The 23,475-nt window shown below is 65.4% G+C and carries 26 protein-coding genes and 1 pseudogene; 16 read left to right on the top strand and 11 right to left on the bottom strand.

What is annotated here, in order from left to right:
* Positions 1-85: 85 nt before the first annotated feature.
* Positions 86-1,027, bottom strand: coding sequence for a hypothetical protein (locus tag AC54T3_RS08385; RefSeq protein ID WP_496623938.1), 942 nt, complete (start codon positions 1,025-1,027; stop codon positions 86-88).
* A gap of 248 nt (positions 1,028-1,275) precedes the next feature.
* Here AC54T3_RS08385 and AC54T3_RS08380 point away from each other — a divergent pair, with 248 nt between their 5' ends.
* A complete protein-coding gene (locus tag AC54T3_RS08380; protein WP_496623936.1) occupies positions 1,276-2,010 on the top strand; it encodes a lytic transglycosylase domain-containing protein in 735 nt (244 codons plus the stop codon).
* A 1-nt stretch (position 2,011) separates the two neighbouring features.
* Here AC54T3_RS08380 and AC54T3_RS08375 read toward each other — a convergent pair whose 3' ends face one another.
* The gene (locus AC54T3_RS08375) at positions 2,012-3,640 is read right to left on the bottom strand and encodes a NuoF family protein (RefSeq protein ID WP_496623934.1); all 1,629 of its coding nucleotides are present in this window, start codon (positions 3,638-3,640) and stop codon (positions 2,012-2,014) included.
* Entirely contained in the window at positions 3,637-4,131 is a 495-nt protein-coding gene (hoxE, locus tag AC54T3_RS08370) for a bidirectional hydrogenase complex protein HoxE (protein WP_496623933.1), read from the bottom strand. Before hoxE ends, AC54T3_RS08375 begins: the two co-directional genes overlap by 4 nt.
* A gap of 248 nt (positions 4,132-4,379) precedes the next feature.
* Between hoxE and pssA the strand changes: the two genes are divergently transcribed.
* Entirely contained in the window at positions 4,380-5,177 is a 798-nt protein-coding gene (gene pssA / locus AC54T3_RS08365) for a CDP-diacylglycerol--serine O-phosphatidyltransferase (protein ID WP_496623932.1), read from the top strand.
* 35 nt (positions 5,178-5,212) lie between these two features.
* Here the strand turns inward: pssA and hemP are convergent, their stop codons facing one another.
* Positions 5,213-5,395 (bottom strand): hemin uptake protein HemP, encoded by a 183-nt coding sequence (hemP, locus tag AC54T3_RS08360; protein ID WP_496623931.1) that lies wholly within the window; start codon positions 5,393-5,395, stop codon positions 5,213-5,215.
* A 151-nt stretch (positions 5,396-5,546) separates the two neighbouring features.
* Between hemP and cobF the strand changes: the two genes are divergently transcribed.
* Positions 5,547-6,314, top strand: a complete 768-nt coding sequence (gene cobF, locus AC54T3_RS08355) for a precorrin-6A synthase (deacetylating) (RefSeq protein ID WP_496623930.1) — start codon at positions 5,547-5,549, stop codon at positions 6,312-6,314.
* Positions 6,315-6,343: 29 nt separating this feature from the next.
* Here the strand turns inward: cobF and cobM are convergent, their stop codons facing one another.
* Positions 6,344-7,129 (bottom strand): precorrin-4 C(11)-methyltransferase, encoded by a 786-nt coding sequence (cobM, locus tag AC54T3_RS08350; protein WP_496623928.1) that lies wholly within the window; start codon positions 7,127-7,129, stop codon positions 6,344-6,346.
* A 257-nt stretch (positions 7,130-7,386) separates the two neighbouring features.
* Between cobM and tcuA the strand changes: the two genes are divergently transcribed.
* The 3 genes from tcuA to AC54T3_RS08335 are packed head-to-tail and all read left to right on the top strand — an operon-like array spanning position 7,387 to position 10,974.
* Positions 7,387-8,703, top strand: a complete 1,317-nt coding sequence (tcuA, locus tag AC54T3_RS08345) for an FAD-dependent tricarballylate dehydrogenase TcuA (RefSeq protein WP_496623927.1) — start codon at positions 7,387-7,389, stop codon at positions 8,701-8,703.
* A complete protein-coding gene (locus AC54T3_RS08340) occupies positions 8,690-10,207 on the top strand; it encodes a tricarballylate utilization 4Fe-4S protein TcuB (RefSeq protein ID WP_496623925.1) in 1,518 nt (505 codons plus the stop codon). The genes tcuA and AC54T3_RS08340 overlap by 14 nt, the downstream gene beginning before the upstream one ends.
* Positions 10,207-10,974: a cobalt-precorrin-6A reductase gene (locus AC54T3_RS08335; RefSeq protein WP_496623924.1), complete on the top strand. Its 768-nt coding sequence runs from the start codon at positions 10,207-10,209 to the stop codon at positions 10,972-10,974. Before AC54T3_RS08340 ends, AC54T3_RS08335 begins: the two co-directional genes overlap by 1 nt.
* Before the next feature lie 276 nt (positions 10,975-11,250).
* On the opposite strand, the gene cobJ is transcribed toward AC54T3_RS08335, so the two are convergent.
* From cobJ to AC54T3_RS08315, 4 genes are all read right to left on the bottom strand, one after another.
* Positions 11,251-12,060: a precorrin-3B C(17)-methyltransferase gene (gene cobJ / locus AC54T3_RS08330; protein WP_496623922.1), complete on the bottom strand. Its 810-nt coding sequence runs from the start codon at positions 12,058-12,060 to the stop codon at positions 11,251-11,253.
* Positions 12,061-12,166: 106 nt separating this feature from the next.
* Positions 12,167-12,916, bottom strand: coding sequence for a precorrin-2 C(20)-methyltransferase (locus AC54T3_RS08325; RefSeq protein ID WP_496623920.1), 750 nt, complete (start codon positions 12,914-12,916; stop codon positions 12,167-12,169).
* Positions 12,916-13,539 (bottom strand): precorrin-8X methylmutase, encoded by a 624-nt coding sequence (locus AC54T3_RS08320; RefSeq protein WP_496623975.1) that lies wholly within the window; start codon positions 13,537-13,539, stop codon positions 12,916-12,918. Before AC54T3_RS08320 ends, AC54T3_RS08325 begins: the two co-directional genes overlap by 1 nt.
* Before the next feature lie 197 nt (positions 13,540-13,736).
* Complete coding sequence (locus AC54T3_RS08315; RefSeq protein ID WP_496623919.1) at positions 13,737-14,876, bottom strand: OmpA family protein; 1,140 nt, start codon at positions 14,874-14,876, stop codon at positions 13,737-13,739.
* Between the two features lie 937 nt (positions 14,877-15,813).
* On the opposite strand from AC54T3_RS08315, the gene AC54T3_RS08310 reads away from it, so the two are divergent.
* Genes AC54T3_RS08310 through AC54T3_RS08300 form a run of 3 tightly spaced genes read left to right on the top strand, consistent with a single transcriptional unit; the run spans position 15,814 to position 18,167 of the window.
* A complete protein-coding gene (locus tag AC54T3_RS08310) occupies positions 15,814-16,698 on the top strand; it encodes a metal ABC transporter substrate-binding protein (RefSeq protein ID WP_496623917.1) in 885 nt (294 codons plus the stop codon).
* Between the two features lie 14 nt (positions 16,699-16,712).
* Complete coding sequence (locus tag AC54T3_RS08305; protein WP_496623915.1) at positions 16,713-17,345, top strand: ATP-binding cassette domain-containing protein; 633 nt, start codon at positions 16,713-16,715, stop codon at positions 17,343-17,345.
* 12 nt (positions 17,346-17,357) lie between these two features.
* Positions 17,358-18,167, top strand: a complete 810-nt coding sequence (locus AC54T3_RS08300) for a metal ABC transporter permease (protein WP_496623913.1) — start codon at positions 17,358-17,360, stop codon at positions 18,165-18,167.
* On the opposite strand, the gene AC54T3_RS08295 is transcribed toward AC54T3_RS08300, so the two are convergent.
* Positions 18,168-18,560 (bottom strand): aromatic amino acid lyase, encoded by a 393-nt coding sequence (locus AC54T3_RS08295; RefSeq protein WP_496623911.1) that lies wholly within the window; start codon positions 18,558-18,560, stop codon positions 18,168-18,170.
* 176 nt (positions 18,561-18,736) lie between these two features.
* On the opposite strand from AC54T3_RS08295, the gene AC54T3_RS08290 reads away from it, so the two are divergent.
* The gene (locus tag AC54T3_RS08290; protein WP_496623909.1) at positions 18,737-18,958 is read left to right on the top strand and encodes a putative motility protein; all 222 of its coding nucleotides are present in this window, start codon (positions 18,737-18,739) and stop codon (positions 18,956-18,958) included.
* A 62-nt stretch (positions 18,959-19,020) separates the two neighbouring features.
* Positions 19,021-20,277: a precorrin-6y C5,15-methyltransferase (decarboxylating) subunit CbiE gene (gene cbiE / locus AC54T3_RS08285; RefSeq protein WP_496623907.1), complete on the top strand. Its 1,257-nt coding sequence runs from the start codon at positions 19,021-19,023 to the stop codon at positions 20,275-20,277.
* A gap of 5 nt (positions 20,278-20,282) precedes the next feature.
* Here cbiE and AC54T3_RS08280 read toward each other — a convergent pair whose 3' ends face one another.
* Positions 20,283-21,713, bottom strand: a complete 1,431-nt coding sequence (locus AC54T3_RS08280) for a cobyrinic acid a,c-diamide synthase CobB (RefSeq protein WP_496623906.1) — start codon at positions 21,711-21,713, stop codon at positions 20,283-20,285.
* Positions 21,714-21,726: 13 nt separating this feature from the next.
* Between AC54T3_RS08280 and AC54T3_RS08275 the strand changes: the two genes are divergently transcribed.
* The 5 genes and pseudogenes from AC54T3_RS08275 to AC54T3_RS08255 all read left to right on the top strand — a co-directional run bounded on the left by AC54T3_RS08275 (position 21,727) and on the right by AC54T3_RS08255 (position 23,389).
* Positions 21,727-21,966 carry a hypothetical protein gene (locus AC54T3_RS08275; protein ID WP_496623977.1) on the top strand — a complete coding sequence of 80 codons (240 nt, stop codon included), beginning with the start codon at positions 21,727-21,729 and terminating at the stop codon, positions 21,964-21,966.
* 5 nt (positions 21,967-21,971) lie between these two features.
* A pseudogene (locus AC54T3_RS08270) lies at positions 21,972-22,094 on the top strand (hypothetical protein); the annotation flags it as partial.
* A gap of 89 nt (positions 22,095-22,183) precedes the next feature.
* A complete protein-coding gene (locus tag AC54T3_RS08265) occupies positions 22,184-22,435 on the top strand; it encodes a type II toxin-antitoxin system Phd/YefM family antitoxin (protein WP_496623904.1) in 252 nt (83 codons plus the stop codon).
* 132 nt (positions 22,436-22,567) lie between these two features.
* On the top strand, positions 22,568-23,083 hold the full coding sequence (locus AC54T3_RS08260; protein ID WP_496623902.1) for a cobalamin biosynthesis protein: 516 nt from the start codon (positions 22,568-22,570) through the stop codon (positions 23,081-23,083).
* Positions 23,084-23,155: 72 nt separating this feature from the next.
* Positions 23,156-23,389, top strand: coding sequence for a hypothetical protein (locus AC54T3_RS08255; RefSeq protein WP_496623900.1), 234 nt, complete (start codon positions 23,156-23,158; stop codon positions 23,387-23,389).
* The last annotated feature ends 86 nt before the right edge of the window (positions 23,390-23,475 follow it).

Here is a 23,475-nt window from a genome sequence, read left to right as displayed (position 1 = left end):
GGGTGGCGACTGAGAGACGTCGGGAGTGAAGCAAACGCTAGACCAATGTTCTCGACAGGTCGGCTGAGGTGGACCGCTGGCGCGCTTAACCGGACCGGCCGGGCTGCTGTTCCCGGCGCAGCCGAGGCTCGATGAAGGCGCGTCGGAATTGATGGCAGGTATCGATCAACTCGCGGCAACTCTTGGGCATCGGCGCGCGTGCGCGAACCATGTGGCTCACGAGGTCGGTGCTGGATTTCAGGATGCGATTGCCTTCCTGCGCCTCGTGGACCTCGATCGCCGAGGGGGCCGGCGGCAGATGGGGTTGGATGTTGCGCAGGCGATCGCCGGCGACGACGAAGGCGGGCCAGACATCGAAGATGGCCGGATCGGTCCGCAGGATCTCGCATTTGCGCTTGGCGGACTCGCCAAGTTCGGCCAGCAGCGGCGCCAGCCCGCTGACCTGGGTGCTGCCCTCGAACGTGGTGGTCAGTGTGGCGGTGATGCGATCGACATCGCGCATGGTCATTGCGATCTTGAGATAGCGGCTGTCATAGAAGGCAGAGATCGGTTGGCTGAAGGCCTTGAACGGCTCCCCCCAGAGTTCATCGATGCCCTCGTCGCCGCCGCGATGGCGCACCATGTGCCCGAGATCCAGGGCTTCGAGCAGGTAGTCGCCGCATTCGCGCATGAGGGCGTCGTCGGGCTCGATCTCGACGCCGTCGGCCTGCAGCTCGACCAGCTTGGTGAAGATGGTCGCGGCGCGATTGAAGAGCGCACCGGCGAGCATCGCGCCGTTGACCCGCTTGCGCTCGGTATCGGTCTCGGCCTCATAGGCCGCGCGCGCCTCGGCGAGGCGGATGCCGGGGATGTTGATGCCATGCTCAACATGGTTGAACAGACGGCGGGTCAAGGCCTCGATCAAGGCTTTCTTGGCGGCGAGGGTTTCTGGCGGCGGCTCATAGTATTTGATCCAGTAACCGTCGTAATGGATGCGGCGCTGGCCCTGCACCTCGGCGATGGTGGCGTTCGGGATCTTGTCGCTCATCGTGCTTGTCGTGCGCTGTGCGTCAGGGCCGGGCATGGCGCGGCATCGCTTGTACAGCCGCCACAGGTGATGATCGGCGCTGCCGCGAGTGCTAGGGTGGTGCCATCGCAGCCTGTATCATCGGCGGTGAAGTATCGCAGCATCGCTCCCCTCGCTGCCAGTGTGCGATGTCCAGTCATAGGCGGCTGTTGATGTCTTCTCTCATCATATTAGGGTGCGTCGGAATGCGATGGTTAGTTTCCAATGTCATGCTTTTTCTCGTCATCGGCCTCGCTACGAGCGCTGCCGTTGCCGATCTCGCGCAGGCCAAGGCGGTCAGCTCCGCCGCGCCCGCGTTGCCGACGCCACCCAGCGGGCCGGTGCCAAGTCGCGCGGCGCTCAAGGCCCTGGTGGAACGCACGGCGAAACAATACGGGGTCGAGATCGACCTCGTCGATGCGGTGGTGATGGCGGAGTCTGGCTATGATCCCCATGCCGTGTCTCGCGTGGGTGCGATCGGCTTGATGCAGGTCATGCCGGAGACGGCTGCGGACTACGGTGTCGACTCGATCGAGGCCCTGTTCGACCCGCAGACCAATGTGCGCACCGGTGTGCGGCATCTGAAACGGTTGCTCGGGCAGTTCGGCATCGGCAAGGCGGTGATGGCCTATAACGCCGGCGAGGGCGCGTTGAGCCGCCACAATGGCTTCGTCACCTATCCGGAGACGCAACGCTACACCTACCGAGTGCTGACGAGCTATCTGCGCAAAAAAGGCATCGCGCCACAGTCGCCGGAAGCGCGCGCGCTGACCGGGATCAGCCTCACCCCGGCGATGGCCAAGGCGAGCGGTCCGGCGCGTGGCTCGCACCTGATCCGACCTCCCCGGCTGCGCTTGCGGATTCGCCCGACCTTGTCCGATCGTGCCTTGGACCCTGGCTTGCATAGCAGCGGACCGAACAGTCAGCCGATGTTCAAGCTGGAGCCGCCCAAGCCGATCAACTGAATCAACCGCCGGCGAGTTTTTCCTCGTACTCGGCACGGAAGTAGCGCAGCGTGCTCATGACCGGATTCGGCGCGCTTTGGCCGAGTCCGCACAGGCTGGTCGCCTGCACCACCTCGCATAGCTCCTCGAGCAGCGCCAGATCGCCGCGCGTGGCATCAGCCTTCGCGATCTTGTCGAGTAAGGCGTGCATCTGCTGGGTGCCGGCGCGACAGGGCACGCACTTGCCACAGGACTCGTCCATGCAGAACTCCATGAAGAAACGCGCGACATCGACCATGTTCGAGGTCTCGTCCATGACGATCATGCCGCCCGAGCCCATCATGGTGCCGAGCGTCTTGAGGCTGTCGTAATCGACGCCGATGTCGAGATGCTCGGCTGGCACGCAGCCGCCCGAGGGACCGCCGGTTTGGACCGCCTTGAACGCCTTGCCGTTGGGGATGCCGCCGCCGATCACCTCGATGATGTCGCGCAGGCGGGTGCCCATCGGCACCTCGATCAGGCCGGTATTCTCGATGGTGCCGGCGAGCGCGAAGACCTTGGTGCCCTTGGAGCGTTCAGTGCCGATACCGGCGAACCAGTCGCCGCCCTCGTTGACGATAGGGGCGATATTGGCGTAGGTCTCGACGTTGTTGATCAGGGTCGGGCGCCCAAACAGACCGGACTGGGCCGGGTAGGGCGGGCGTGGGCGTGGCTGGCCGCGACCGCCTTCGATCGAGGCCATGAGCGCGGTCTCCTCGCCACAGACGAAGGCGCCGGCGCCGAGGCGGATCTCGACATCGAAATTGAACTGCGTTTCGCAGATATGATGGCCGAGAAAGCCCTGGCGCTTGGCCTTGCGGATCGCGGTCTTGAGCCGCTCGACTGCGAGCGGGTACTCGGCGCGCACGTAGATGTAGCCCTTGTTGGCGCCGATCGCGTAGGCGGCGATGGCCATGCCTTCGAGCAGGCGATGCGGGTCCGATTCGAGGATCGCGCGGTCCATGAAGGCGCCTGGATCACCCTCGTCGGCGTTGCAGATCACGTACTTCTGCTCGCCCGGCATCTTCGCCACCGTCGACCACTTGAGGCCGGTCGGATAGCCGCCGCCGCCGCGGCCACGCAGGCCGCTGGTGGTGATCTCGGCGATGACCTCGGCCGGGGTCATCTCGGAGAGCGCCTGCACCATGGCGCGATAGCCGCCGACGGCGACATAGCCCTTGAAGCTATCGGGATCGATGACGCCAGCGTGCTCCAACACGATCTTTTGCTGGCGCTGGAAGAAGGGCAAGTCGCTTGGGCAGTGCAGCGCAGCGAGCGTCGCCTCGGCGGCCGCCGGGTTCTGGGTCGCCTCGATCAGGGCCTCGGCATGATCTGCGGTCACCTCGCGGTAGATGTTGGAGGCGTTGAGGTCGGCATCGCGCTCACCGACGCTCACCAAGGGCCCCGCCGAGCATAGGCCCATGCAGCCGACGCCCTTGACGCGGCAGTTGTCGGCGCCCTTGGCCTCGCGCGCCTTGTGCAGCGCGTCCAACACCGGTTGCGCACCGGTGGATTGGCAGCTGGCCGCCATGCACACGCGCACCTCTTGGGCGACATCAGCGGCCTCCTCGGTATAGCTGCGGGCCAGTTCGTCGAGTTCGTCGAGGTTCATTCGCGGGTCTCCTCCTCGATACGCTCGACCAATTTGTCGGTGCCGAGCTTGCCGATCACGTTGCCATCGATCACCACGGCCGGTGCCAGTCCGCAGGCACCGACGCAGCGCGCGGTCATCACCGACAGGGACTTGTCCTCGGTGGTCTCGCCGGGGTTGACGGCGAAGCGCTGCTCGATGCCTTCGATCAAGGCTCCGGCCCCCTTGATATAGCACGCCGTGCCGGTACAGACCACGCAGGTATGCCGGCCCTGGGGCTTGAGCATGAACAGGTGATAGAAGGTCGCGACTCCATAGACCTTGCTCAGCGGCAGGTCGAGCGAGTCGGCGACGAAGGTCATGGCGTCGGTGTCGAGGAAGCCGAAGGCATCCTGCACACTGTGGAGGGCTTCGATCAGCGCATGCTCGGCATAGCCATTGCGCCGCATGGTGGCGTTGACCAGCTTCCAGCGCTTGTCGGTGCTGGGTAGGTCGGGTCGTTGTCTCTGCATGGTTGGCCCCTGTGTTGAGTGCCCGCGGATGGACCTCGGTCAGTACGGCTTCAGTCTGGTTCGATCGCCGCGCGCCATTAGAACGCGTCTCGCGGCTCAGCTCCAAGCGAAGAATCCTAAACTAGGCTTCGCGCAGCCGCCGCGCGTGATCCGAATCCTGGTCGATGCCCTTCAACTGTGTCAGGGTGGACGTCTATACTGGCCCCGCGCCCAATGCGACCGCTGGGCCTCTGCAAGAGCCGAATCTCATGGCTGATTCCGATTTCGATTCCGATTCCGACCCGATTGATCCATCCACCCCGACGTCCCCCGCTGGCCGTCATCGCGGCATCTATCTGTTGCCCAATCTGTTCACGACGGCGGCCCTGTTCGCGGGATTCTACGCGGTCCTGTCCGCCAATGCAGGGCAGTTCGAGGCCGCCGCCCTGGGCATCTTCGCGGCCATGGTGCTCGATGGCTTCGATGGGCGCATCGCGCGCATCACGCACACGCAAAGCGATTTCGGCGCTGAGTATGACAGTCTCTCGGATATGGTCGCCTTCGGCGTGGCGCCGGCGCTGGTCGCCTATGAGTGGGCGCTGTCCGGGTTAGGCAAGCTCGGTTGGCTCGCCGCCTTCATCTATACGGCAGCTGCGGCGCTGCGGCTAGCCAGGTTCAACACCCAGGTCGGGATCGCGGACAAACGGTGGTTCCAGGGTCTGCCGAGTCCGGCAGCGGCGGCGATCATTGCCGGCGCCGTCTGGATCGGGACGGATAATGGCATCAGCGGCGCGAGCGTCAGCCTGCTCATGGCGCTGCTCACGGCCTGTGGCGGCTTGCTCATGGTGAGCAACTTCCGCTACCACAGCTTCAAGGTGCTGGACCTGCAGGGGCGGGTGCCCTTCATGTTCGTCGTGCTGCTGATGCTCGGCTTCGCGCTAGTGGTCCTCGACCCACCGGTGCTGCTGTTTTTGATGGCGTTCAGCTACGCGATCTCCGGCCCTATCTTCACGCTGGTCCGGCGGCGGCAGCGCTTGAGCGAAGGGCGGCGGCGCCGTTCAGGCTAGGCTGTTCGGTGCTCGGTCGCGGCTTGTCCCGGTCGCTATTTGACGAGGATCAGCTTGTCATTGCGGGTCAGCAGCAGGGTGTAGCTGGCATCGCCATGCTCGATCACCACCCGGCGACTGCCTTGCAGTATCTGATGGCTCCGCAGACGGCGTTCCGTCGCGGCGGCCGTGCCGCCGGACGTCTTCTCGGGGGACTGGGTATGCAGACGTGGGCTCATGATCACCTCCGGTGGATGCAGCGATGGGGGCGGTTTGCCGACAGCCATGTTGACGTGCGCTTCAATCGTGATGCTAGCTGGCTTCGGAGGCTTTTGCAATACAAATGAGAGCGACTCGCATTAAAAACACTCAACGGCCCGAGGATCTGCCTTGAACACCTTATCGCTCATCGGAATCGGCCCCGGCGGTCCCGAGTATCTGACCGTCCAAGCCATCGAGGCCATGCGCCGCGTCGATGTCTTTTTCATGCTGGAAAAAGACGGCTGCGGCAAGGACGAGCTGCTCCAGATTCGCCGCGTGATCATGGAGCGTTATCTTGAGCCAGGTCGCTATCGGGTGGTCACCGCCAGCAGTCCGCCGCGCAGCGCCGCCGAGGGCTACCAGCAGGGTGTCGAGGCCTGGCATGCGATCAAGCGCGCGCTCTTCGTCGAGCTGTTCGAGCGCGAACTGGCCGCCGGCGAGCGCGGCGCCTTTCTGATCTGGGGTGATCCGGCACTCTACGATCAGACCGTGAGCCTCATCAGCGCAATCGTCGCCGCAGCACCTGAGCGCTACGCCTTGGAGGTGATCCCCGGCATCACCGCCGTGCAGGCGCTCACCGCCCATCACGGCATCCCGCTCAATCGAGTCGGCGAGGCGATCAGCATCACCACCGGTCGGCGGCTCGCGCAGTGCGACCCGAGCAGCGTCGACAACGCCTTCGTGATGCTCGATGGCGAGGAGGCCTTTCGCCATTTCACCGGTCAACAGATGGACATCTACTGGGGCGCGTATCTCGGCACCGACGACGAACTGAGCCTCGCCGGCGCGCTGGACGAGGTGCTCGAGGCGTTACTGCAGACCCGGCGCCGCGCCCGCGAGCGCAAGGGCTGGATCATGGATACCTACTTGCTGCGGCGCCGCCTGCGAGACGACTGAGCGCTCCAGCGCCATTGGCCGTGGCCCTCTCAAGTGCCGCTCGGGCGCGCGGGACGAAACCGGCGCGGAAAGTCGGCATCATAGAGCTTCGAGGTCTTGGCCTCGGTCAGCGCCCGCGCGCCGAGCGCCGGACTGGCAAGGATCATCGCTTGGCGCTCGATGCCGGCGGCTTGGCAGTGCGCGGCGATGTCGGCGAGGGTGCCGCGCAACACCTGTTCCTCGCCCGGCCAGGTCGCCTTGTACACCACGACGATCGGCGCTGTGGCGGCCCAGCCAGCGCCGATCAGCGTCTCGGCGACCTGCGCGATGCGATCGATGGCGAGGAAGATGCAGAGGCTACACTGATGCGCGGCTAATGATGCCAGGGCTTCGCGCTCCGGCATCTTGGTACGCCCGGCCAGGCGCGTGAAGATGACGCTCTGGGTGACCTCCGGCAGGGTCAGGCACTCGCCGGCGGCTGCCGCCGAGGCCATCGCCGAGGACACGCCAGGGACGATGCCGATCGGGATCTGGGCGCGATCCAGCGGCCGCGCAAGCTCGGCCAGCGCGCCATAGAGGGTTGGATCACCGGTCTGCAGCCGCACCACGGTGTGATGCCGGCCCGCGCGCTCGAGCAGCCAGTCGGTGACCTGCGCCAGGTCCATCGACTTGGAATCGGCGATCTCGCACCCGGCGGCGGCCCATTGCAGCGCGGTCTCGGCCACCAATGAACCGGCATAAAGAATGGCGCCAGCCTCGGCCAGCAGCCGGGTGCCGCGCACCGTGATCAAATCCGGTGCGCCCGGGCCGGCACCGACGAACCAGACCTTACCCATGCTGGTCGTCTCCGGTGGGCGTGGCTGGGCTCGGTGAGCGCAGGGCTGAGTCCGCGCGCCAGACAGGCGGAGGCGCTTGGCGCGGCGCGGAACGGGCAACAGCAAGCGTGACGGGGCAGGTTGGGGACAAAAAGGCGTGAATCATCAGCAGTGGACCAAAACAGAGCAGATGGAGGCCTGGGCACCAGAACAGGCCGGCGGGCGCCTCGACCAGGCGCATGACTGAGCCCTCAACCTGTCCCATGTGCTTCTCATCCATGCACTCGTCAACCCCAATGCCCGATGTGCTGGTCGTCGGTGGCGGCACGGCGGCACTCTGCGCCGCGATCATGGCGCGCCGCGTGGGTGCTTCGGTGCTGCTGCTCGAGCGCGCGCCCGCTGGCGAGCGCGGTGGCAACAGCCGACATTCGCGCAACTTCCGCTATGTGCACGAAGGGCCGTCACCGTTCTCGGCCGGTCCTTATCCCGAGGCCGAGTTTCGAAGCGACCTAGCTAGGGTGGCCGGCAGTGATCAGGATCCTGCCTTGTTGCGCATGCTGATCGAGCGTTCCGCCGATCTTCCCGAGTGGCTCGCCGATCTCGGCGTCCCTTTGCAGCCGGTCGCCGGCGGTGGGTTGCCACGCTCGCGCAAGACCGCCTTCCTGCTCGGCGGTGGCAAGACCATGCTCAATGCCCTCTACGCAGCCGCTGCCCGGTGGGGTGTCGTGATTCGCTATGGGGCCAGTGTCGAGGTGCTTCGCTTCGATGGACGGTCTGTACCATCGGTTGATTATTCGCTTCAGGGCTGTCTGCACAGGGTCAATCCGGGCGCTATCATCCTTTGCTCGGGCGGTGCCCAGGCCGATCGGGAGTGGCTGCGAACGAGCTGGGGCGCAAGCGCTGCTGGCTTCATCAACCGCGGTACCCCACATGCCACCAGCACCGTGCTCCGCAGCCTGCTGAGCCAGGGTATCGCGGCGGCGGGCGATCCAGCCGCCGCCTATCTGGTCGCGGTCGACGCCCGCTCACCGGCCGATGATGGCGGCATCGTCACCCGGGTGCGCTCAATGCACGCCGGTATAGTCGTCGATCGCGATGGCCAGCGGCGCTACGACGAAGGCGCGGATACGGCTTCGACGCGCTACTCGGCTTGGGGACAGCGGCTCGCCGGCTTCCCGGGGCAGATCGGTTATCTGATCCTCGACCGACGCGGGCTGGAGGTTGAAGCGCCGTCTTTTTATCCGCCGATCAGCGCCCCTTGCATTGCCGATCTGGCACGACAGCTCAGTATCCCTGCGGCGGCGCTCGAGCAGACTCTAAACGCGTACAATGCGGCGGTACGTCCGCTCGAGCCACCCTTTTTTGCCTATCCGATGCGCCCCGGGATCACCTTTACCTATCACGGCGTCGCGGTCGACGCGACACTGCGCGTCCGTCTCCGCGAGGGCGGATCAATCGGTACTCTGTTCGCGGCTGGGATGCTGATGGCGCCGAATCTGCTCAGTCGCGGTTATCTCTCGGGTTTGGCGTTGATGATCGGGCTAGCGACCGGGCGTGCGGCTGGGGAGGAGGCGGCGCGCGATGTCCTTGGCTGATCGCGATGGTCACGCGCCTGTTGACGGTGCCCAAAGGCCAGTGGTCGCGCGGCTCATGTCCAACGCCGAGGTCGACCCAGCGCCCTGGTCCAACCGGTGGCCTGCGGTTGAACAGTGGCAAGCCGCAGCGTCTTGGTCCGCTCAGCGGTCTGCCGTCGAGCAGCCGCAGCAGACTGGCGAGGCCGAGGCCCGGCGCACGCTGCACATCTGCAACGTCTGCGGTTATTGCAATGGCCTCTGCCCGGTGTTCGATGCCGCAAAACGCCGCCCGCTGCTCGCGGCCGGCGACCTAGACCAGCTCGCCAACCTCTGCCATCACTGCCGTAGCTGCCTCTATGCCTGCCAGTACGCCTCGCCGCATCCATTCGCGCTCAATCTGCCGCGCGCGCTGGCGCGCACCCGCGCCGATAGCTTCGCTCGCCATGCCTGGCCACAGCCCCTCGCGCGATTGTTCGCTCATCCGCACCGTACAGCGCTGTTGGCCTCGCTGATCACGACCCTGCCGTTGCTGGCGCTGGTGCTGATCGAGGTGCCGGTGACGCGACTGTGGGCGGTTCACCAAGGTCCGGGCGCCTTCTATCAGGTGTTGCCCTGGGGCTGGATGGTGCTGCTCGCCGGCCTCTCGCTGGGCTGGTCGCTGCTGGCGCTCGGCGTCGGGCTGCGCCGCTTCTGGCGGGCGAGCGCTGGTTCCGCCGAGGCTGCTGGCTCCGTTCGGGATCAAACCCAGGCTCGGAATCACTGGAGTCATTCTGAGGGAAGGGTTTCAGGAAGCACTCAGGACCGCGCTGGAGTTCACCCTGCCGACGAGTCCGATGCGCTGCAGCCACCACGATTGGTGTTTCCAGCGCTGGCTACCGCGCTGCGCGAGGCACTGGCGCTGCGCCATCTACAGGGTAGCGGTCCCGGCTGTGCTGATCTCGACGCGCATCCCTCACACTGGCGTCGTCGCTGGCACCATGCACTCTTTTATGGCTTCCTGCTCAGCTTCGCCGCCACCGTTGCCGCGACGCTCTATCATCATCTGCTTGGTCGCCTGGCGCCGTATCCCTTCTGGAGTGCGCCGGTGCTGCTCGGTAGTGTGGGCGGGCTCCTGATGTTGGTTGGTGTGATCGGCCTTGGATGGCTCGGTGCGCGCGCTGATCCGGAGCCGACTGCACCCGACAGTCAAAGCGCCAATCAGGCGCTGTTATGGCTGCTCGGTGCCGTTGCCCTGAGCGGGCTGCTGCTATTGCTCTGGCGCGAGACCGCAGCCATGGCGCTGCTGCTGATTCTGCACCTCGGGCTGGTGCTGGCGCTATTCCTGCTGCTGCCCTATAGCAAACTGGTGCATGGTCCGTATCGGCTGGCCGCACTCTGGCGCGATGCGCTGGAGCGCCAGCGACACATGCAAGCTCAGGCTCAGGCTCAGGCTCAGGCCAAAGAGCAAGCTGAAGGCCAAACCCATGCTCATGCGCCGGCTCAAGCCCAAGCGCAGGCTCAAGCGCAAGCACAGGCGGGACGCTGATGGCTAAGTTACAGACCCTTCTTATCCTTGGCGGCACGAGCGAGGGCTATGCGCTGGCCGAAACCTTGAGCGAGTCAACCACTCCGCGCTGGCGCGTGATCAGCTCGCTCGCCGGTCGCACCAGCAGCCCACGGCTGGCGGCCGGAGAAACCCGCATCGGCGGTTTCGGCGGGGTCGCCGGTCTGATGGACTATCTACGTGAGCAACGGATCGCGGCCGTGATCGACGCCACGCATCCATTCGCCTCGACCATGGGCTGGCATGCGGCCGAGGCCTGCCAAGCGCTCGGCGTGCCGTTGCTGCGCCTGGAGCGCCCACCCTGGCAGCCTGAGCCCGGCGATGGCTGGCACGCGGTCGGTGATTGGGAGGCCGCGTGCGCGATGCTGCAGCGGCTTGGGGCGCACCGTGTGCTGCTCGCGGTCGGGCGGCAGGATCTGCAGCCCTTCATTGGCCTGACGGCGATCCGCTTCCTGATCCGCTGCGTGAGCCCACCACAGCCGCTGCCGGCCTTCGCTCAGGCCGAGCTGCTGCTCGCGCGCGGCCCATTCGACCTGGCCAGCGAGCGGGCACTGCTCGACACGCACCTTATCGACGCCATCGTTTGCAAGAACAGCGGTGGAGAGGCAACGGCAGCCAAGCTAGTTGCCGCGCGCGAGCGGGGGATTCCAGTGGTGATCAGGCAGCGTCCGCAACGCCCGGCGCTGCAGAGCCGAGCCGATGTCGATGGCGCTCTGGACTGGCTGGCGCGGCGGCTGGAGGCGGAGTAGCGATGTTGAGGATTGGACTTCATCCGAGCGCTGCTGGGTACTGCCGCCACCGTACACCAGGAATGCCCTCTGGTCATCGCTTGCCGGCCTGTCTGTAAATCGTTCCGCGAAACGCAAGTTGGCGCAGATGAGGGTCGAGCGTGCGAGGAATCATGCACTCAATTTAGACCAGAGTGCATGAATTGTAAGTTGGATTTACAGATGGTGAAGAAAAATCCTGTGCGAAGCTGACAAATTGAAGAATCCAGCTTCAATCTGTCAGACAATCGTCTGCCGCTATCCATCTTCGGGATACCAGCGCGGGGTATAGACCCAGTGCCGGCCATGGCCCTCTGCGGCTTCGATGATGCGGGTCTGCGACGAGCCGATGATCACCACCGTGCGCATATCGACCTGCGCGGGATCGACCTCAGCGAGGGTCGTGACATGCACCTGCTCGTCGGCGCGGCCGATCGATCGGCCCAGGATCACAACGGTCTCGGGCGCGCGATGCTCACGCAACAGCGCCAGCGCCTCGCTGAGCTGATGCGGCCGCGCGCGCGAACTCGGGTTGTAGAGCGCGATCACCAGATCGGCCTCGGCGACCAACTGCAAGCGGCGCGCGATCACCGACCAAGGCTTGAGGTTGTCCGACAGCGACAGGGTGCAGAAGTCGTGCCCGAGCGGCGCGCCAACGCGGGCCGCAGCGGCTTGCGCGGCCGAAATACCAGGGATGATGTCCAAATCGACCTGTCGCCAAGCCGGGTTCTTGGCCTGCTCCAACGCCTCCATCACCGCCGTAGCCATGGCGAAGACGCCGGGATCGCCGGAGGAGACCACGACGACCCGGCGCCCGTCGGCGGCGAGCTGGAAGGCGTGGCGGGCGCGCTCAAGTTCAACGCGGTTGTCGGAGTCGTGAACGTGCTGATCGGGCCGGAACGGCCCCGCGAGCTGGATATAGGTGCGGTAGCCAATGATCTCCTCGGCCTCGCTCAGCACCGCGCGCGCGGCCGGGGCGAGCAGGGCTGGATCACCGGGGCCAAGCCCGATCACGCGCAACCAGCCGCGTGTTTTAGGGGTTGCACTGCTGTGCTGGTCAGGTTGCATCCTGTTAGTAGGGCTCCTCTGTGGCTTTCCAATCGGCGTTGGGCTGGGCTAGCACGGTCTGGGATGGACGAGATGTCGCGCTTGGCGCGCGGCAGGCGATGCCTGCTCATCCGCCCCGCCAACGCTCGCCCGGCACCAGAATCATCGAGAAATAGGGCACCCGCGTCGGGTCGACCTCGGCCAGTGGGCGGATCTGCTCATTGGCCATGGTCGCGCGCTCGACGTAGCGCGCCCGCTCACCGAGCCCGAGCCGCAGGAGCACCCGCCGCACCTTCTCGAAATGGCTGCCGAGCTTCATGATCGCCGCCGCCTGGGTCTCGGCCAGCAAGCGTTCCAGCTCCGCCTCTGGCAGGGTGCCGGCGAGCACCAGGAAGGTCTGATCGCGATAGACCAGCGGCGTTTGCAGCACCGAGGCGCTGGCCAGCACCGAGCAGACGCCCGGCACCACCTCGGTCTCGAAACGCTCGGCGAGGCGATCATGCAGGTACATGAAGGAGCCGTAGAACAGCGGATCGCCCTCGCACAGCGCGGCGACATCGCGCCCGGCGCCGAGCTGCTCGGCGACGCGCTCGGCGCAGGCGTCGTAGAAGGCGCGCATGGTGGCCTCGTAGTCGAACGGCGGCGGCGGCGGGCGGCCGGTGACCGGATAGATCAGCGCCAGGCGTTGCTGATCGTCGCGCAGCCAGGACTCGACGCTGGTGAGTGCATTGCCGTGCTTGTGCGGGCCGGCATAATAGGCGATCACCTGCGACTCACGCAGTCGCCGCAGCGCCTTGACGGTGATCAGCTCCGGGTCGCCCGGGCCGACCCCGAGCCCGAACAGGCGGCCTGGCTTGACCGGTTCGATCGCCGCCATCAGTGATCCTGCCCCAGCGCGTTGACAGCCGCAGCGGCCATGGCGCTGCCGCCACGGCGGCCTTGCAGGGTAACGAAGGGCACGCCGCGACTGTCGGCGGCAAGTGCCTGCTTGGACTCGGCGGCGCCGACGAAGCCGACCGGGAAGCCGAGGATCAGTGCTGGCCGAGCGGCGCCAGCGTCGAGCAATTCCAGCAGCCGAAACAGCGCCGTTGGCGCATTGCCGATGACGACCAGCGCGCCGCCGAGCCGCAGGCGCCACAACTCGAGCGCGGCGGCGGTGCGGGTATTGCCGATCTGCTTGGCCAGTGCCGGCACTTGCGGGTCGGAGAGCGTGCAGATCACCTCGTTCTCGGCTGGCAGTCGCGCGCGGGTGATGCCTTCGGCCGCCATGCGCCCGTCGCAGAAAATCGGCGCGCCGGCCGCGAGCGCCTGGCGCCCGGCGGCGCCGGCGCCCGGCGAGAAGCACAGTTCATCGATCACATCCGGCATGCCGCAGGCATGGGCGACGCGCACTGCGAGCGCCTCCAAGTCGGGCGGAATGCGGCTGAGATCGGCCTCGCGGCGGATAATGGCGAAGGATTCGCGGTAGATGGCGTGAGCGTCGCGTTGATAGTCGTACATCATTGAGTGTTCGCTGTGGCACGGCGAGCAGGGCGAAGCGGCACCTGTCGCAAGGCCAAACGATCAAGCTTAACCGTTGCCCGTCGCTGGGGCTAGGTTGGCGAGCTGCAAAGGGCTATGCGCTGAGTCCGGGGCGCGATGTTCGGCTCAGCCTGAGTGTGCCCTTCGGCGGTTAGCGCATCGCCGACCGCTTCTTGTTACATCAGGTAGATCTCGACGCGGCGATTTTGGCGCCGGCCCGCCGCCGTTGCGTTATCGGCGATTGGTTGGGTGGAGCCGGCGCCGTGCGCCACCACCCGTTCGGCGGCCAGCCCGCGTTCGATCAGGGCCTGACGCACCGCCTCGGCGCGTTGCAGGGAGAGCGGCTGATTGATCTCGGGGCTACCGAGGCTGTCGGTATGGCCTTCGATGCGGGCGCTGAGCTCCGGGCGGTCCTCGAGCCACGCTGCGATGCGATCGAGCGTCGGTAGGTTCGTCGTCGGCAAGATCGCGCTTTCACTGGCGAAACTGAGTTCATCACTGTCGAGATCGACGAGGATGCCTTTTTCGGTGAGCTGTCCACCAATCTCGGCGGCGTCTTCTTGTGAAAGACCTTCGTTGCTGACTGAGCGGTTGGCCTCGGAGTCGAGTTCAGCTTCGGGTTCGGGGTCGGCCTCGGCTTTGGCAAGGGCCGACTCGGTGGCTTCCAGCTTATCGCGCAGTGTGGTCATCTCCGCGCGCTCGGTCTCGAGGGTTGCGGTGAGTTCGGCGATCTGGGCCTCGGCATCAGCCTGAGCGGACTCGGCGGCCTCCAGCTCATCGCGCAGCGTTGCCATCTTCGTGTGCTCGGCCTCAAGGGCTTCGGTCTCGAGCACTAGCGCATCGCGCTCCTCGCGGGCGATGGCGAGTTGTTGTTGCAGTCGCTCGCGGTCTTCCCCACCGGTCTCGGCTTCAACAAGGGCCGTTTTGGCGGCTTCTAGTTCGTCGCGCAGCGCAGCCATCTCCGCGCGCTCGGCCTCGAGGGTTTCGGTGAGTTCGGCGATCTGAGCCTCGGCATCAGCCTGGGCCGACTTGGCGGTCTCCAGCTCATCGCGCAGCGTCGCGATCGCTGCGCGTTCGCTCTCGAGCGTCTCGGTAAGTTCGTCGATCCGGGCCTCGGTCTCGAGCACCACGGCATCGCGCTCCTCGCGGGCGATGGCGAGCTGCCGCTCTAAGCGGGCGCGTTCCTCGGTGGATAGCTCCTCGGCATCCGATGAGGCAACGCTGTTGGCCTGGAAGGCCATACTCGCGATGGCGATGGTGGCGGTTGCGATCACGGTGGAGATCAACGGGCGGATGGTGGTGCGGGCAGTGATCATCTTTCCCCCTGTGGCCTGACGATGAAAAGTCGGTTTTGCATGAATGGCGCGCGCGAATCGGCTAACAGCCAGCATCTGGAGGTTGGTCGGTTCGCGACGGTACGATTGTAGACTTTCCGCCGTCGTTTGACCTTCTTTGCGGAGGCGCAAGGGTTGGCGCAAGCGCTGACAGAAGCGACCCAAGACCGCTGCCTGCCGCGAGTCCGAGCAAGAAGGCGGCGAGGGCGGTCGAACTGGCCCAGGCCGTGCTGCCGAACAGCAGCGCCAGCTCGCGCATCCACAGGGTCTGCAACAGCAAACCAATGGCGCCGGAGACGAAGAACAACACCAGTACGCCGGCCTGACGCCCAAGCTCGGTCAGCGGTGGCGTCGCCGTGCATGGATCAGGGCTCTGTTTGACAGACATCAGGTTGCTAGGTAGCTTAGATCAGCGTTACGACATAACATTATGTTTTCGACTGATCCCCAGGCAAGCCGACGCACCGGAGTCTCGTATGAACGCCCCCCGCATCCGTTCCCTTCTGCTAGCCGTGCTCTTGGCGGCGTTGTTCGCGACCAATGCCATGGCCAGCGACAGTGATGTCGCTGAGTTACGCGCGACGCTCCAAGACATGCGCGTCGAGTACGAGCAACGCATCAAGCAGCTCGAGAACCGCCTCGCGACGGCTGAATTCGTCAAGGTCGCACCCGACATCGGCCGGATCGCTGGAGCCTGGACCTCACCTGGAACCTCACCGAGTTCTCGCAGCTTCGGGCCCAATATGCCTACAACGATATTCTGGTCAGTCCCGATGAGCGCGAGCGCTTCAACGCCTTCTACCTGCAGTTCCTGGTCAGCATGGGCAGTCACGGCGCGCATGCCTTCTAATCCCTCTCGCTTGTCGCTTGTAAGCGCCTCATGCCCCCCATCTCAAATCGATTGTTCTCGGAGACTGCGATGTTTCGACGCCTATTTTTGACCCTACTGCTGCTGAGTGCGAGCACGCCGATCCTGGCGCTAGATGTGGTGGCCACCAGCCCTAGCATGGGTGCCTTGGTGCGGGCTGTAGCCGGTGACCGCGCCGACTTGACCGTGCTGGTCGGCCCAGACCGAGATTTGCACTCTCTGCAGGCTAAGCCAACGATAATCCGGGACTTGCGCGGTGCTGACCTGGTAGTCGCCATCGGCGGCGAGCTTGAGGTGGGGTGGCTGCCGCTGGCGATCGAGAGTGCCGCGAACCGCGCGATTCAGCCGGGGCAACCCGGCTATTTCGAGGCTGCCGCCCAGGTCACGCTGCTGGACCAAGGCATGGCCGCAGATCGTGCTCAAGGCGATGTGCATCCGACCGGCAATCCGCACGTCAACATGGACCCGGTGCGCATGGCGAGCATCGCGGGCGCGCTCGCCGAACGGTTCGCGCTGCTGGACCCGGACAGTGCGCCCAGCTACCGGCGCGGTGCCGAGCGCTTCGCCGAGCAGGTCGAGGCGCGAATGCCAGGTTGGCGACAACAGGTGGCCGGCGCCCCCGGCGTCGTGCTCTACCATCGGGATGCCATCTACCTCCTAGATCGGCTCGAGGTGCCTTTGCTCGGCACCATCGAGGCGATTCCGGGCGTGCCGCCCTCAGGACGTGATGTGCAGGCCCTGCGCAACGCGCTGATCGGGCAGCGCGGCATCATCCTGTTCGCACCCTATGAATCCCCCAAGGCGCCCAAGCGCCTGGCTGAGGATCTCGGCTGGCCGCATGAGCCGCTTCCGCTGGAGCCACCGCTTGGCGCCGACGGTGTAGGTTATCTGACCCATATCGGCCGGTGGGTCGTTGCGATCGATGCTGGGCGATAAGGTCGGATGGAACGATGAGTTCGGTCGATGAGGCTGGGCGGCCTGGTGCTGACACGGGTGAAGCGGCGAATGCAGATGCGACGGCCACATCGCTGCTCACACTCGAAGACGTCCGGGCGGGTTATACGCACCCAGTCGTCGGGCCGGTTTCGTTGACCATCGCCAGCGGCGAGATCCTTGGGCTTTGGGGCGCGAACGGTAGCGGTAAGTCGACCCTGCTCAAGGCCATCGCCAACGTCGCGTCGCTGTTCTCGGGTCGGATCGCGCGCGCGCCCGATCTGCGCATCGCCTATCAGGAGCAGCAGCCCGTGCGCTTGGCCTTGATGCCGCTGACCGGTCGGGATCTCCTGCGCGCCGCAGCTGCGGCCGATCCACCCCCGCCCTTGCAGAGTTTCCTGCGTATGCGTCTTGATCGGCTCAGCGGCGGCCAGTTCCAACTGCTCATGGTCTGGGCGACCCTGGCGGCAGACGCCAACCTGGTCATGCTCGACGAGCCCACCAATAACCTCGATCCGGCCGCCGAACACTTGCTCGCCGAACTCCTGGACAGGCATAGGCACCAGGACCGGCGCTGCGGCGTGCTGGTGGTCAGCCATGAGCGCGGCTTCCTCGAGCGTGTCTGCACCCGGCGACTGGACCTGAGCTGAGCCGAGCTGCGTATGCATCCAGAACTGTTTCTCGATCAGCTGTTCTTGCTGCCCTTGGTCATTGGCGTCTTGGTCGCGGTTCTTCTGGCAGTGCTCGGCTGTCTGCTGCTGTTGCGCGAAGAATGGCTGGCCGCGCTCGGCTATGCGCATCTGGCCGGGGCCGGGGCTCTGATCGCCTTGTCTGCGGGGAGCGTAGCGGTGCTCGGCGGGCTACTCGCGGCGGTTGCCGGGAGCCTGACCAAGACCCTCACCGGGGCGAGCGGAAACCCGATCTATGCGGTGATGATCCTGCTCGGCTGGTCGCTCGGGCTGCTAGTGGCCGCCAATACGGGTCTGGGCGAGCAGCTTGCCCGCGCCCTGGTCGATGGGCAGCTCTATTTCGTCGGCCGCGCCGACCTGATTGCGGCGCTGGGGCTAGGGCTGGTCGCCGGCGTCGCCCTGCCGTGGCTGACGCCGCGCTTGCTGCGCGCGCGCTTCTTTCCTTGCCATGAGCGCGCCAACCAACGCCCGTCCTGGCACTGGCTGGTCGGCTTCGATCTGCTCGTGGCCGCAGCCATGGCGGTGGGCACGGCGACGATCGGCATCATGGGCACCTTCGTGCTGGTGCTGATCCCGGCCTGGCTCGCGTTCCAGCTCGGCTCGAACTGGCGCGCGACACTGATCATCGCCACCCTAGTTTCGCTGCTCGGCTATCTGCTTGCCTTCACCCTTGCGTTGCTGCTCGATCAGCCGTTCGCGCCAGTGTTGGTGGCATTGATGTTGGCGGTGGCGCCGTTCAGTCTGATTGGTCGAGCCAAGGCCGCATTGGCGCATCATAGATAATCACAGCGCGCTCTCTGGCGTGGAACCTTGCCGAGCGAACGCCGCGTACTCCGCCAGCCAGGCCAGCAACGCGCTCACGGCCTCGGGATCGGCGAGCGCCTCGGCCAGCGGCCGATCCTGCTCCAGCGGCGCGACGCGTTCGCGGACCCAGGCGCAGCAGGCGCGCGAAGCCGGGCTGAGCGAGGCCCAGCCGCGCCAGTCAGCTGCTTGCGCGAGCACCATGGCCTCGATCGCCAGGATGCGATAAAGATGCTCAAGGCTGGTACCCGCGCGCCGCGCGGCCAGAGTCGCCATCGGCACGATGTCCTGATTGTTGGCGTTGGTCGAGATCGATTGAATCGACGCCGGCATGGCCTCGGCGCGCAGTTCCGCCACCAGTGCCGTCGCGTTCATTTAGCCGTTGGGCGACATGGGTTGGGCTGACGTTGATGCCGCCGATCGAGATCACCGCATCGTAACGCCCGCCTAGCGTCAAGCGACGCTCATCGAGCCAGGAACTACGTGCTTTGCGTGTTTCGTGATCTTCTGCTAGCGTTACTACTACATTCACATGAAAAAAGGAGCTCGTCATGGATGCTTCCGTCGGCAATGCCGTCAACACATCAATGATCATGAACCAAGTGCAGACCGCACAACAGGCTCAGATGCAGATCTTTAAGGACGCACTCGACAATCAAAAGCAGCAGGTGGCTGCGTTGATGGAATCGGCCATGGCCGGCTCAGGTGCAGGCGCTGGTTCTAACCTCGCCTCCGAGGGTCACCTTGGCACCCAAATCAATACCTACGCCTGAGCGTTATCCCGCCTGAATCATCGATCGCCTGCGGGCTAGGTCGGCGGTCAGGCGGTGATGCGATGATCGATCAAGCTTGGCTCACGGTCGTCGGCATGGGTGACGACGGGCAGAGCGGCCTCGGTGGCGAGGCTCGTGCCGCGATCGAAGCGGCGACATTGATCTTCGGTGGCGAGCGTCATCTGGCACTGCTACCTCCCCAGGCCGGGCAGCAACGCCGGCCCTGGCCGCGACCCTTCACGCAGGCTTACGACCAGGTGCTCGCGCACCGGGGCGAGCGGGTTTGCGTGCTGGCGAGCGGTGATCCGATGTTCTATGGCATCGGCTCGCAACTGGCCGAGCGCCTGCCGTTCGATGAACTGCGCATCCTGCCGGCCCCCTCCTCGATGAGCCTGGCTGCGGCGCGCTTGGGCTGGCCTCTACAGCAGGTGCGGGTGGTGCCGGCGCACGGTCGTCCGCTCGCGCGCGTCGCGCTCTACCTCGCCGAAGGGACTCGATTGCTGGTGCTGAGCGCCGATGGCGACACCCCGGCGGCGCTGGTTCGACTCTTGGTTGCGCGCGGCTATGGCGCCAGCCAATTGAGCGTTTTTGGGCGCCTGGGTGGGCCGGATGAAACGCGTCGCGACGGCACCGCAGCTTCTTGGCTCGGGAGTACTGCTGATGGGGATCGTGCCGCACCTGATCCGGTGCTCAATCTGGTGGCGGTGCACTGCCACGCCGATCCAGGCACTCGCCCGCTGTCGCGTCGCAGTGCGCTGCCCGATACAGCCTTCGAGCATGATGGTCAACTGACCAAACGTGATGTGCGCGCACTGACCTTGGCGCGGTTGGCCCCGCAGCCCGGCGAGCTACTCTGGGATGTTGGCGCCGGTTGTGGCTCGATTGGCATCGAGTGGCTGCGCGCCGAATCCAGCTGTCGGGCGATAGCGATCGAGTCGCACCCCGATCGATGTGGCTTTATCGAGCGAAACCGCGATCGGCTCGGCGTGCCTGAGCTTGAGTTGGTGACGGGGCGAGCGCCGGAAGCGCTGGTAGGACTCGCGACCCCAGATGCCATCTTCATCGGCGGCGGCCTCACCATCGACGGTGTCGTTGAGCACTGCTGGCAGGCGCTGAGACCAGGCGGGCGGCTGGTGGCCAATGCCGTCACCTTGCAGACCGAGTCGGCACTGGTGGCTTGGCGAGAGCGGATCGGCGGCGAGTTGACGCGCGTGAGTGTCGCCCAGGCCGAGCCGCTCGGGCGTTTCGATGGCTGGCGCACGGCGCGGCCGATCACGCTGCTGAGCGTTGAGAAGCCACTGGCCGACACCGACCGCTAAGGGCGTCAAGGTAGGAACAGGGCGGCAGCGGCAGCCGGGGCCGAGGGAAAGTAGAGATGCAGATAGCTCGCCCGGATCGGGCCCTGTTGATAGAAGGGCTCGCCCGGTTGGCCATCATGCTGACGGCTGCCGTACTGCACTGCGGCGATCGGTGTGCTCATGGTTGAGTGATGAAAACTATGGCCGCGCAGCTCGCCGGCCGGATGCGCGAGCGCTTGCATGCCGAGCCCGGCCAGACGTGGCTGCAAACGGCCTGTACCGGGCAGCAGACCAGCCATCTCGGCGCTTTGGCCGTGCTTGTCGCTCAGATGCTCGAGCAGATAGAGCATGCCGCCACATTCGGCATAGAGCGGCCGTCCGGCGTCGACATGGGCACGCAGTGCCTCTTTGATGGCGCTGTTGGCGGCAAGCTGCGCCAGATGAAGCTCCGGATAGCCACCTGGCAAGTAGATGGCGTCGGCCGGATCGAGTGCTACGTCGTTGAGCGGTGAGAAAAAGGCCAGGTCAGCTCCCAGCTGTGCGAGCAGTCGCAGATTGGCCGCATAGAGAAATGAGAAAGCCGCATCGCGGGCGATGGCGATGCGACGACCGGCGAGTGGCATTCTGGCACCCGGCATTGAGGATGTCGCTGTTCCCTTTGGCGCTTGGAAACGAACTGGCTTCGGCAGTGCCGCGAACTCGGTCGTGCTGATGTTCTCGGCTAATCGATCGAGCCGTTGCTCCAGATCGGCGATCTCCTGTGCCTGTACCAGCCCCAGATGACGGCTCGGCAGGGCGGCCTCATCGAGCCTGGGCAGGGCGCCAAGATAGGGCACCTCGGCGGGTATCCCGGCGCGGATCATCTCGGCATGGCGCGCGCTGCCAACGCGGTTGGCGGCGATGCCAGCGAAGCAGAGTCCTGGGCGATACTGCATCAGCCCGAGCGCGAGAGCGCCGAAGGTCTGACCCATGCCGCGGGCGTCGATCAGCGCCGCGACCGGTAGGCCGAAGGTCTCGGCCAGATCCGCGCCAGACGGTGAGCCATCAAAGAGTCCCATCGCGCCCTCGACCAGGATCAGGTCGGCCTCGCCTGCGGCCTGGTAGAGGGCGCGCCGGCAATCGTCCTCGCCAACCATCCACAGATCGAGCGGCTCAGCCTCAGTGCCTGCGCTGGCTGCGCGCCCGAGGATCATCGGATCGAGGAAGTCGGGGCCGGTCTTGAACACCCGCACTCGGCGACCGGCGTTGCGATGATGGCGGGCGAGGGCGGCGGTCAGCGTGGTCTTGCCCTGACCGGAGGAGGTGGCACTCAGGAAGAGCGCTGGGCACTGATGATCCCGGCTGCGATCATGAGCGCCAGCATGGGGCTGAGCCGAGCGACGTGCACTGGACTGCGGCGCGGGGCTGCGAGTGGAGACCTGACTGGAGTGGCAAGCGGCTGTGCCAAGGTGAGGCATGATGAGGTTCTGTTTGAGGGTCAAAAAGACGCATGACGCGATCCCGTTTCCATCCCTGTACTCGCCTGGTGAGCGACCACAGGGGGTCGCCATCGGCATCGGCTGCATGTGCGGCACTGCGCTGGCGACCTTGGAAGCCGCTGTCGACACAGCGCTGCGCGGCTTAGGGCCGGTGACGGTGATCGCGCTTGCCAGTCTCGAGCGCAAGCATGTCTCGAGCGCAAGCATGATGAGCCGGCATTATGGCAGCTAGCGCGTTCCCATGGCTGGCCGTTATGGTTCTTCAGCGCCGCCGAATTGGCGTTGGTGCGGGTCGCTCTGCCATCGCCGAGAGCGGATGCACGCGCATGCCCTCACGCAGCTGATGCACGCCAGTGGTGACGATCTACTCACGATGAGAGCATCGATATTGACTCTACGCAGTATTCTGGCTAATTTTAGCTAAATAGATTTGAGGGGCAGCGAAAACCATGCAAGTCAACATGCACGAGGCGAAGAGCCAATTATCCGGTTTGATCGTTGCAGCAGAGCGCGGCGAAGACGTTCTGATCGCTCGCAATGGCGTGCCCGTGGCGCGTCTCGTTCCCTATCAGCCCGTGCAAATCAAGCCACCTGGCGCCTGGCGCGGGCTTGTGCCTTACGTGACCGAGTGGCGCTCCCCTGAAACCGACCAGCGTGTCGAGCAACTCTTTTTGGGGGAGCCCAGTGCGCCTGCTGCTTGATACCTGCATCGTCTACGATTGGCTGATGGGGGAGATCGCCAATCAAGACCTATGACAGGCTGTTTCAGGACTATCGGCCCAACACCTATTTGGCCTAACAGGGTCAACACATCGGGTGTTTCGATGTTGGGCATGATGGAGAAACCTGAATCTTGGTCGCGTGCGCGAGCCCCAGCGGTCGCCCTTGGCGTCGGCTGCATGCGCGGCACGGCGCTGGCGACCTTGGAGGCCGCCGTCGATGCGGCACTGCGCGACTTGGGGCCAGTCGCGGTGATCGCACTCGCCAGCATCGAGCGCAAGCGTGACGAACCGGCCTTGCAGCAACTGGCGCACACGCGTGGCTGGGCGCTGCGCTTCTTTAGCGCCGCCGAGCTGGCACCGGTGCGGGTCGCGCGACCATCGCCGACGCTGGCGCGCGCGCTCGGTACCGCATCGGTTGCCGAAGCCGCAGCCTTGCTGGCAGCGGCAACCAATGCCATACCAGCCAATGCTGTGGCAACCAATGGCATGCCAGGCGACTCGCCGCAGTTGCTGGTCGACAAGCAGGCGCATCAAGGCGCGGACGGCAAATGGGTCACCATTGCCGTGGCTTGGAGCGATGTCAACGCTCGCTCTGGACTCATGGCCGGTCTTTCGCGCCAAGCTTGATGTCAGGCTAGAATAAACCACCAGACCAGCGCTGTTGTTGGTCGGCCATCAGATTGCTGCAATGGTTAGGCCATGTCATTCGAGGTGAATCTTCAGCTCATGCTGGCCATTGCCTGTGTGGTCGGCAGCCTGCTCATCGCCGCGCTCTGGTGGAATCGGAAGCTGGCGAGCGAGATCGCCGAACGCAAGGCCGTCGAGCGCGAGCTGCGCGTCTTCTTGCGGGTGATCGAGCAGAGTCCCGCCGCAGTGCTGATCACCGATCCCCAGAGCCAGATCGAATATGTGAACCCGCCTTCAGCACGGTGACCGGCTATGGCCTCGCGGCGATCCTCGGTTGCAAGCCGAGTCTGCATCTCGGCGCCTCCGTTGTGCGCTTGCATGGCTGACAGCCT

This window comes from Halochromatium sp. NSM3 (genome assembly GCF_059621085.1).
Note: the sequence above shows the minus strand (reverse complement) of the source record. Positions and strands in the feature narration are given on the sequence as shown.

Bases quoted from the DNA above. Each gene is read 5' to 3' on its own strand.
- AC54T3_RS08385 (WP_496623938.1), bottom strand. From the start codon at position 1,027: ATGAGCGACAAGATCCCGAACGCCACCATCGCCGAGGTGCAGGGCCAG.
- AC54T3_RS08380 (WP_496623936.1), top strand. From the start codon at position 1,276: ATGCTTTTTCTCGTCATCGGCCTCGCTACGAGCGCTGCCGTTGCCGAT.
- AC54T3_RS08375 (WP_496623934.1), bottom strand. From the start codon at position 3,640: ATGAACCTCGACGAACTCGACGAACTGGCCCGCAGCTATACCGAGGAG.
- hoxE (WP_496623933.1), bottom strand. From the start codon at position 4,131: ATGCAGAGACAACGACCCGACCTACCCAGCACCGACAAGCGCTGGAAG.
- pssA (WP_496623932.1), top strand. From the start codon at position 4,380: ATGGCTGATTCCGATTTCGATTCCGATTCCGACCCGATTGATCCATCC.
- hemP (WP_496623931.1), bottom strand. From the start codon at position 5,395: ATGAGCCCACGTCTGCATACCCAGTCCCCCGAGAAGACGTCCGGCGGC.
- cobM (WP_496623928.1), bottom strand. From the start codon at position 7,129: ATGGGTAAGGTCTGGTTCGTCGGTGCCGGCCCGGGCGCACCGGATTTG.
- tcuA (WP_496623927.1), top strand. From the start codon at position 7,387: ATGCACTCGTCAACCCCAATGCCCGATGTGCTGGTCGTCGGTGGCGGC.
- AC54T3_RS08340 (WP_496623925.1), top strand. From the start codon at position 8,690: ATGTCCTTGGCTGATCGCGATGGTCACGCGCCTGTTGACGGTGCCCAA.
- AC54T3_RS08335 (WP_496623924.1), top strand. From the start codon at position 10,207: ATGGCTAAGTTACAGACCCTTCTTATCCTTGGCGGCACGAGCGAGGGC.
- cobJ (WP_496623922.1), bottom strand. From the start codon at position 12,060: ATGCAACCTGACCAGCACAGCAGTGCAACCCCTAAAACACGCGGCTGG.
- AC54T3_RS08325 (WP_496623920.1), bottom strand. From the start codon at position 12,916: ATGGCGGCGATCGAACCGGTCAAGCCAGGCCGCCTGTTCGGGCTCGGG.
- AC54T3_RS08320 (WP_496623975.1), bottom strand. From the start codon at position 13,539: ATGTACGACTATCAACGCGACGCTCACGCCATCTACCGCGAATCCTTC.
- AC54T3_RS08315 (WP_496623919.1), bottom strand. From the start codon at position 14,876: ATGATCACTGCCCGCACCACCATCCGCCCGTTGATCTCCACCGTGATC.
- AC54T3_RS08310 (WP_496623917.1), top strand. From the start codon at position 15,814: ATGTTTCGACGCCTATTTTTGACCCTACTGCTGCTGAGTGCGAGCACG.
- AC54T3_RS08305 (WP_496623915.1), top strand. From the start codon at position 16,713: ATGAGTTCGGTCGATGAGGCTGGGCGGCCTGGTGCTGACACGGGTGAA.
- AC54T3_RS08300 (WP_496623913.1), top strand. From the start codon at position 17,358: ATGCATCCAGAACTGTTTCTCGATCAGCTGTTCTTGCTGCCCTTGGTC.
- AC54T3_RS08295 (WP_496623911.1), bottom strand. From the start codon at position 18,560: ATGAACGCGACGGCACTGGTGGCGGAACTGCGCGCCGAGGCCATGCCG.
- AC54T3_RS08290 (WP_496623909.1), top strand. From the start codon at position 18,737: ATGGATGCTTCCGTCGGCAATGCCGTCAACACATCAATGATCATGAAC.
- cbiE (WP_496623907.1), top strand. From the start codon at position 19,021: ATGATCGATCAAGCTTGGCTCACGGTCGTCGGCATGGGTGACGACGGG.
- AC54T3_RS08280 (WP_496623906.1), bottom strand. From the start codon at position 21,713: ATGCCTCACCTTGGCACAGCCGCTTGCCACTCCAGTCAGGTCTCCACT.
- AC54T3_RS08265 (WP_496623904.1), top strand. From the start codon at position 22,184: ATGCAAGTCAACATGCACGAGGCGAAGAGCCAATTATCCGGTTTGATC.
- AC54T3_RS08260 (WP_496623902.1), top strand. From the start codon at position 22,568: ATGATGGAGAAACCTGAATCTTGGTCGCGTGCGCGAGCCCCAGCGGTC.
- AC54T3_RS08255 (WP_496623900.1), top strand. From the start codon at position 23,156: ATGTCATTCGAGGTGAATCTTCAGCTCATGCTGGCCATTGCCTGTGTG.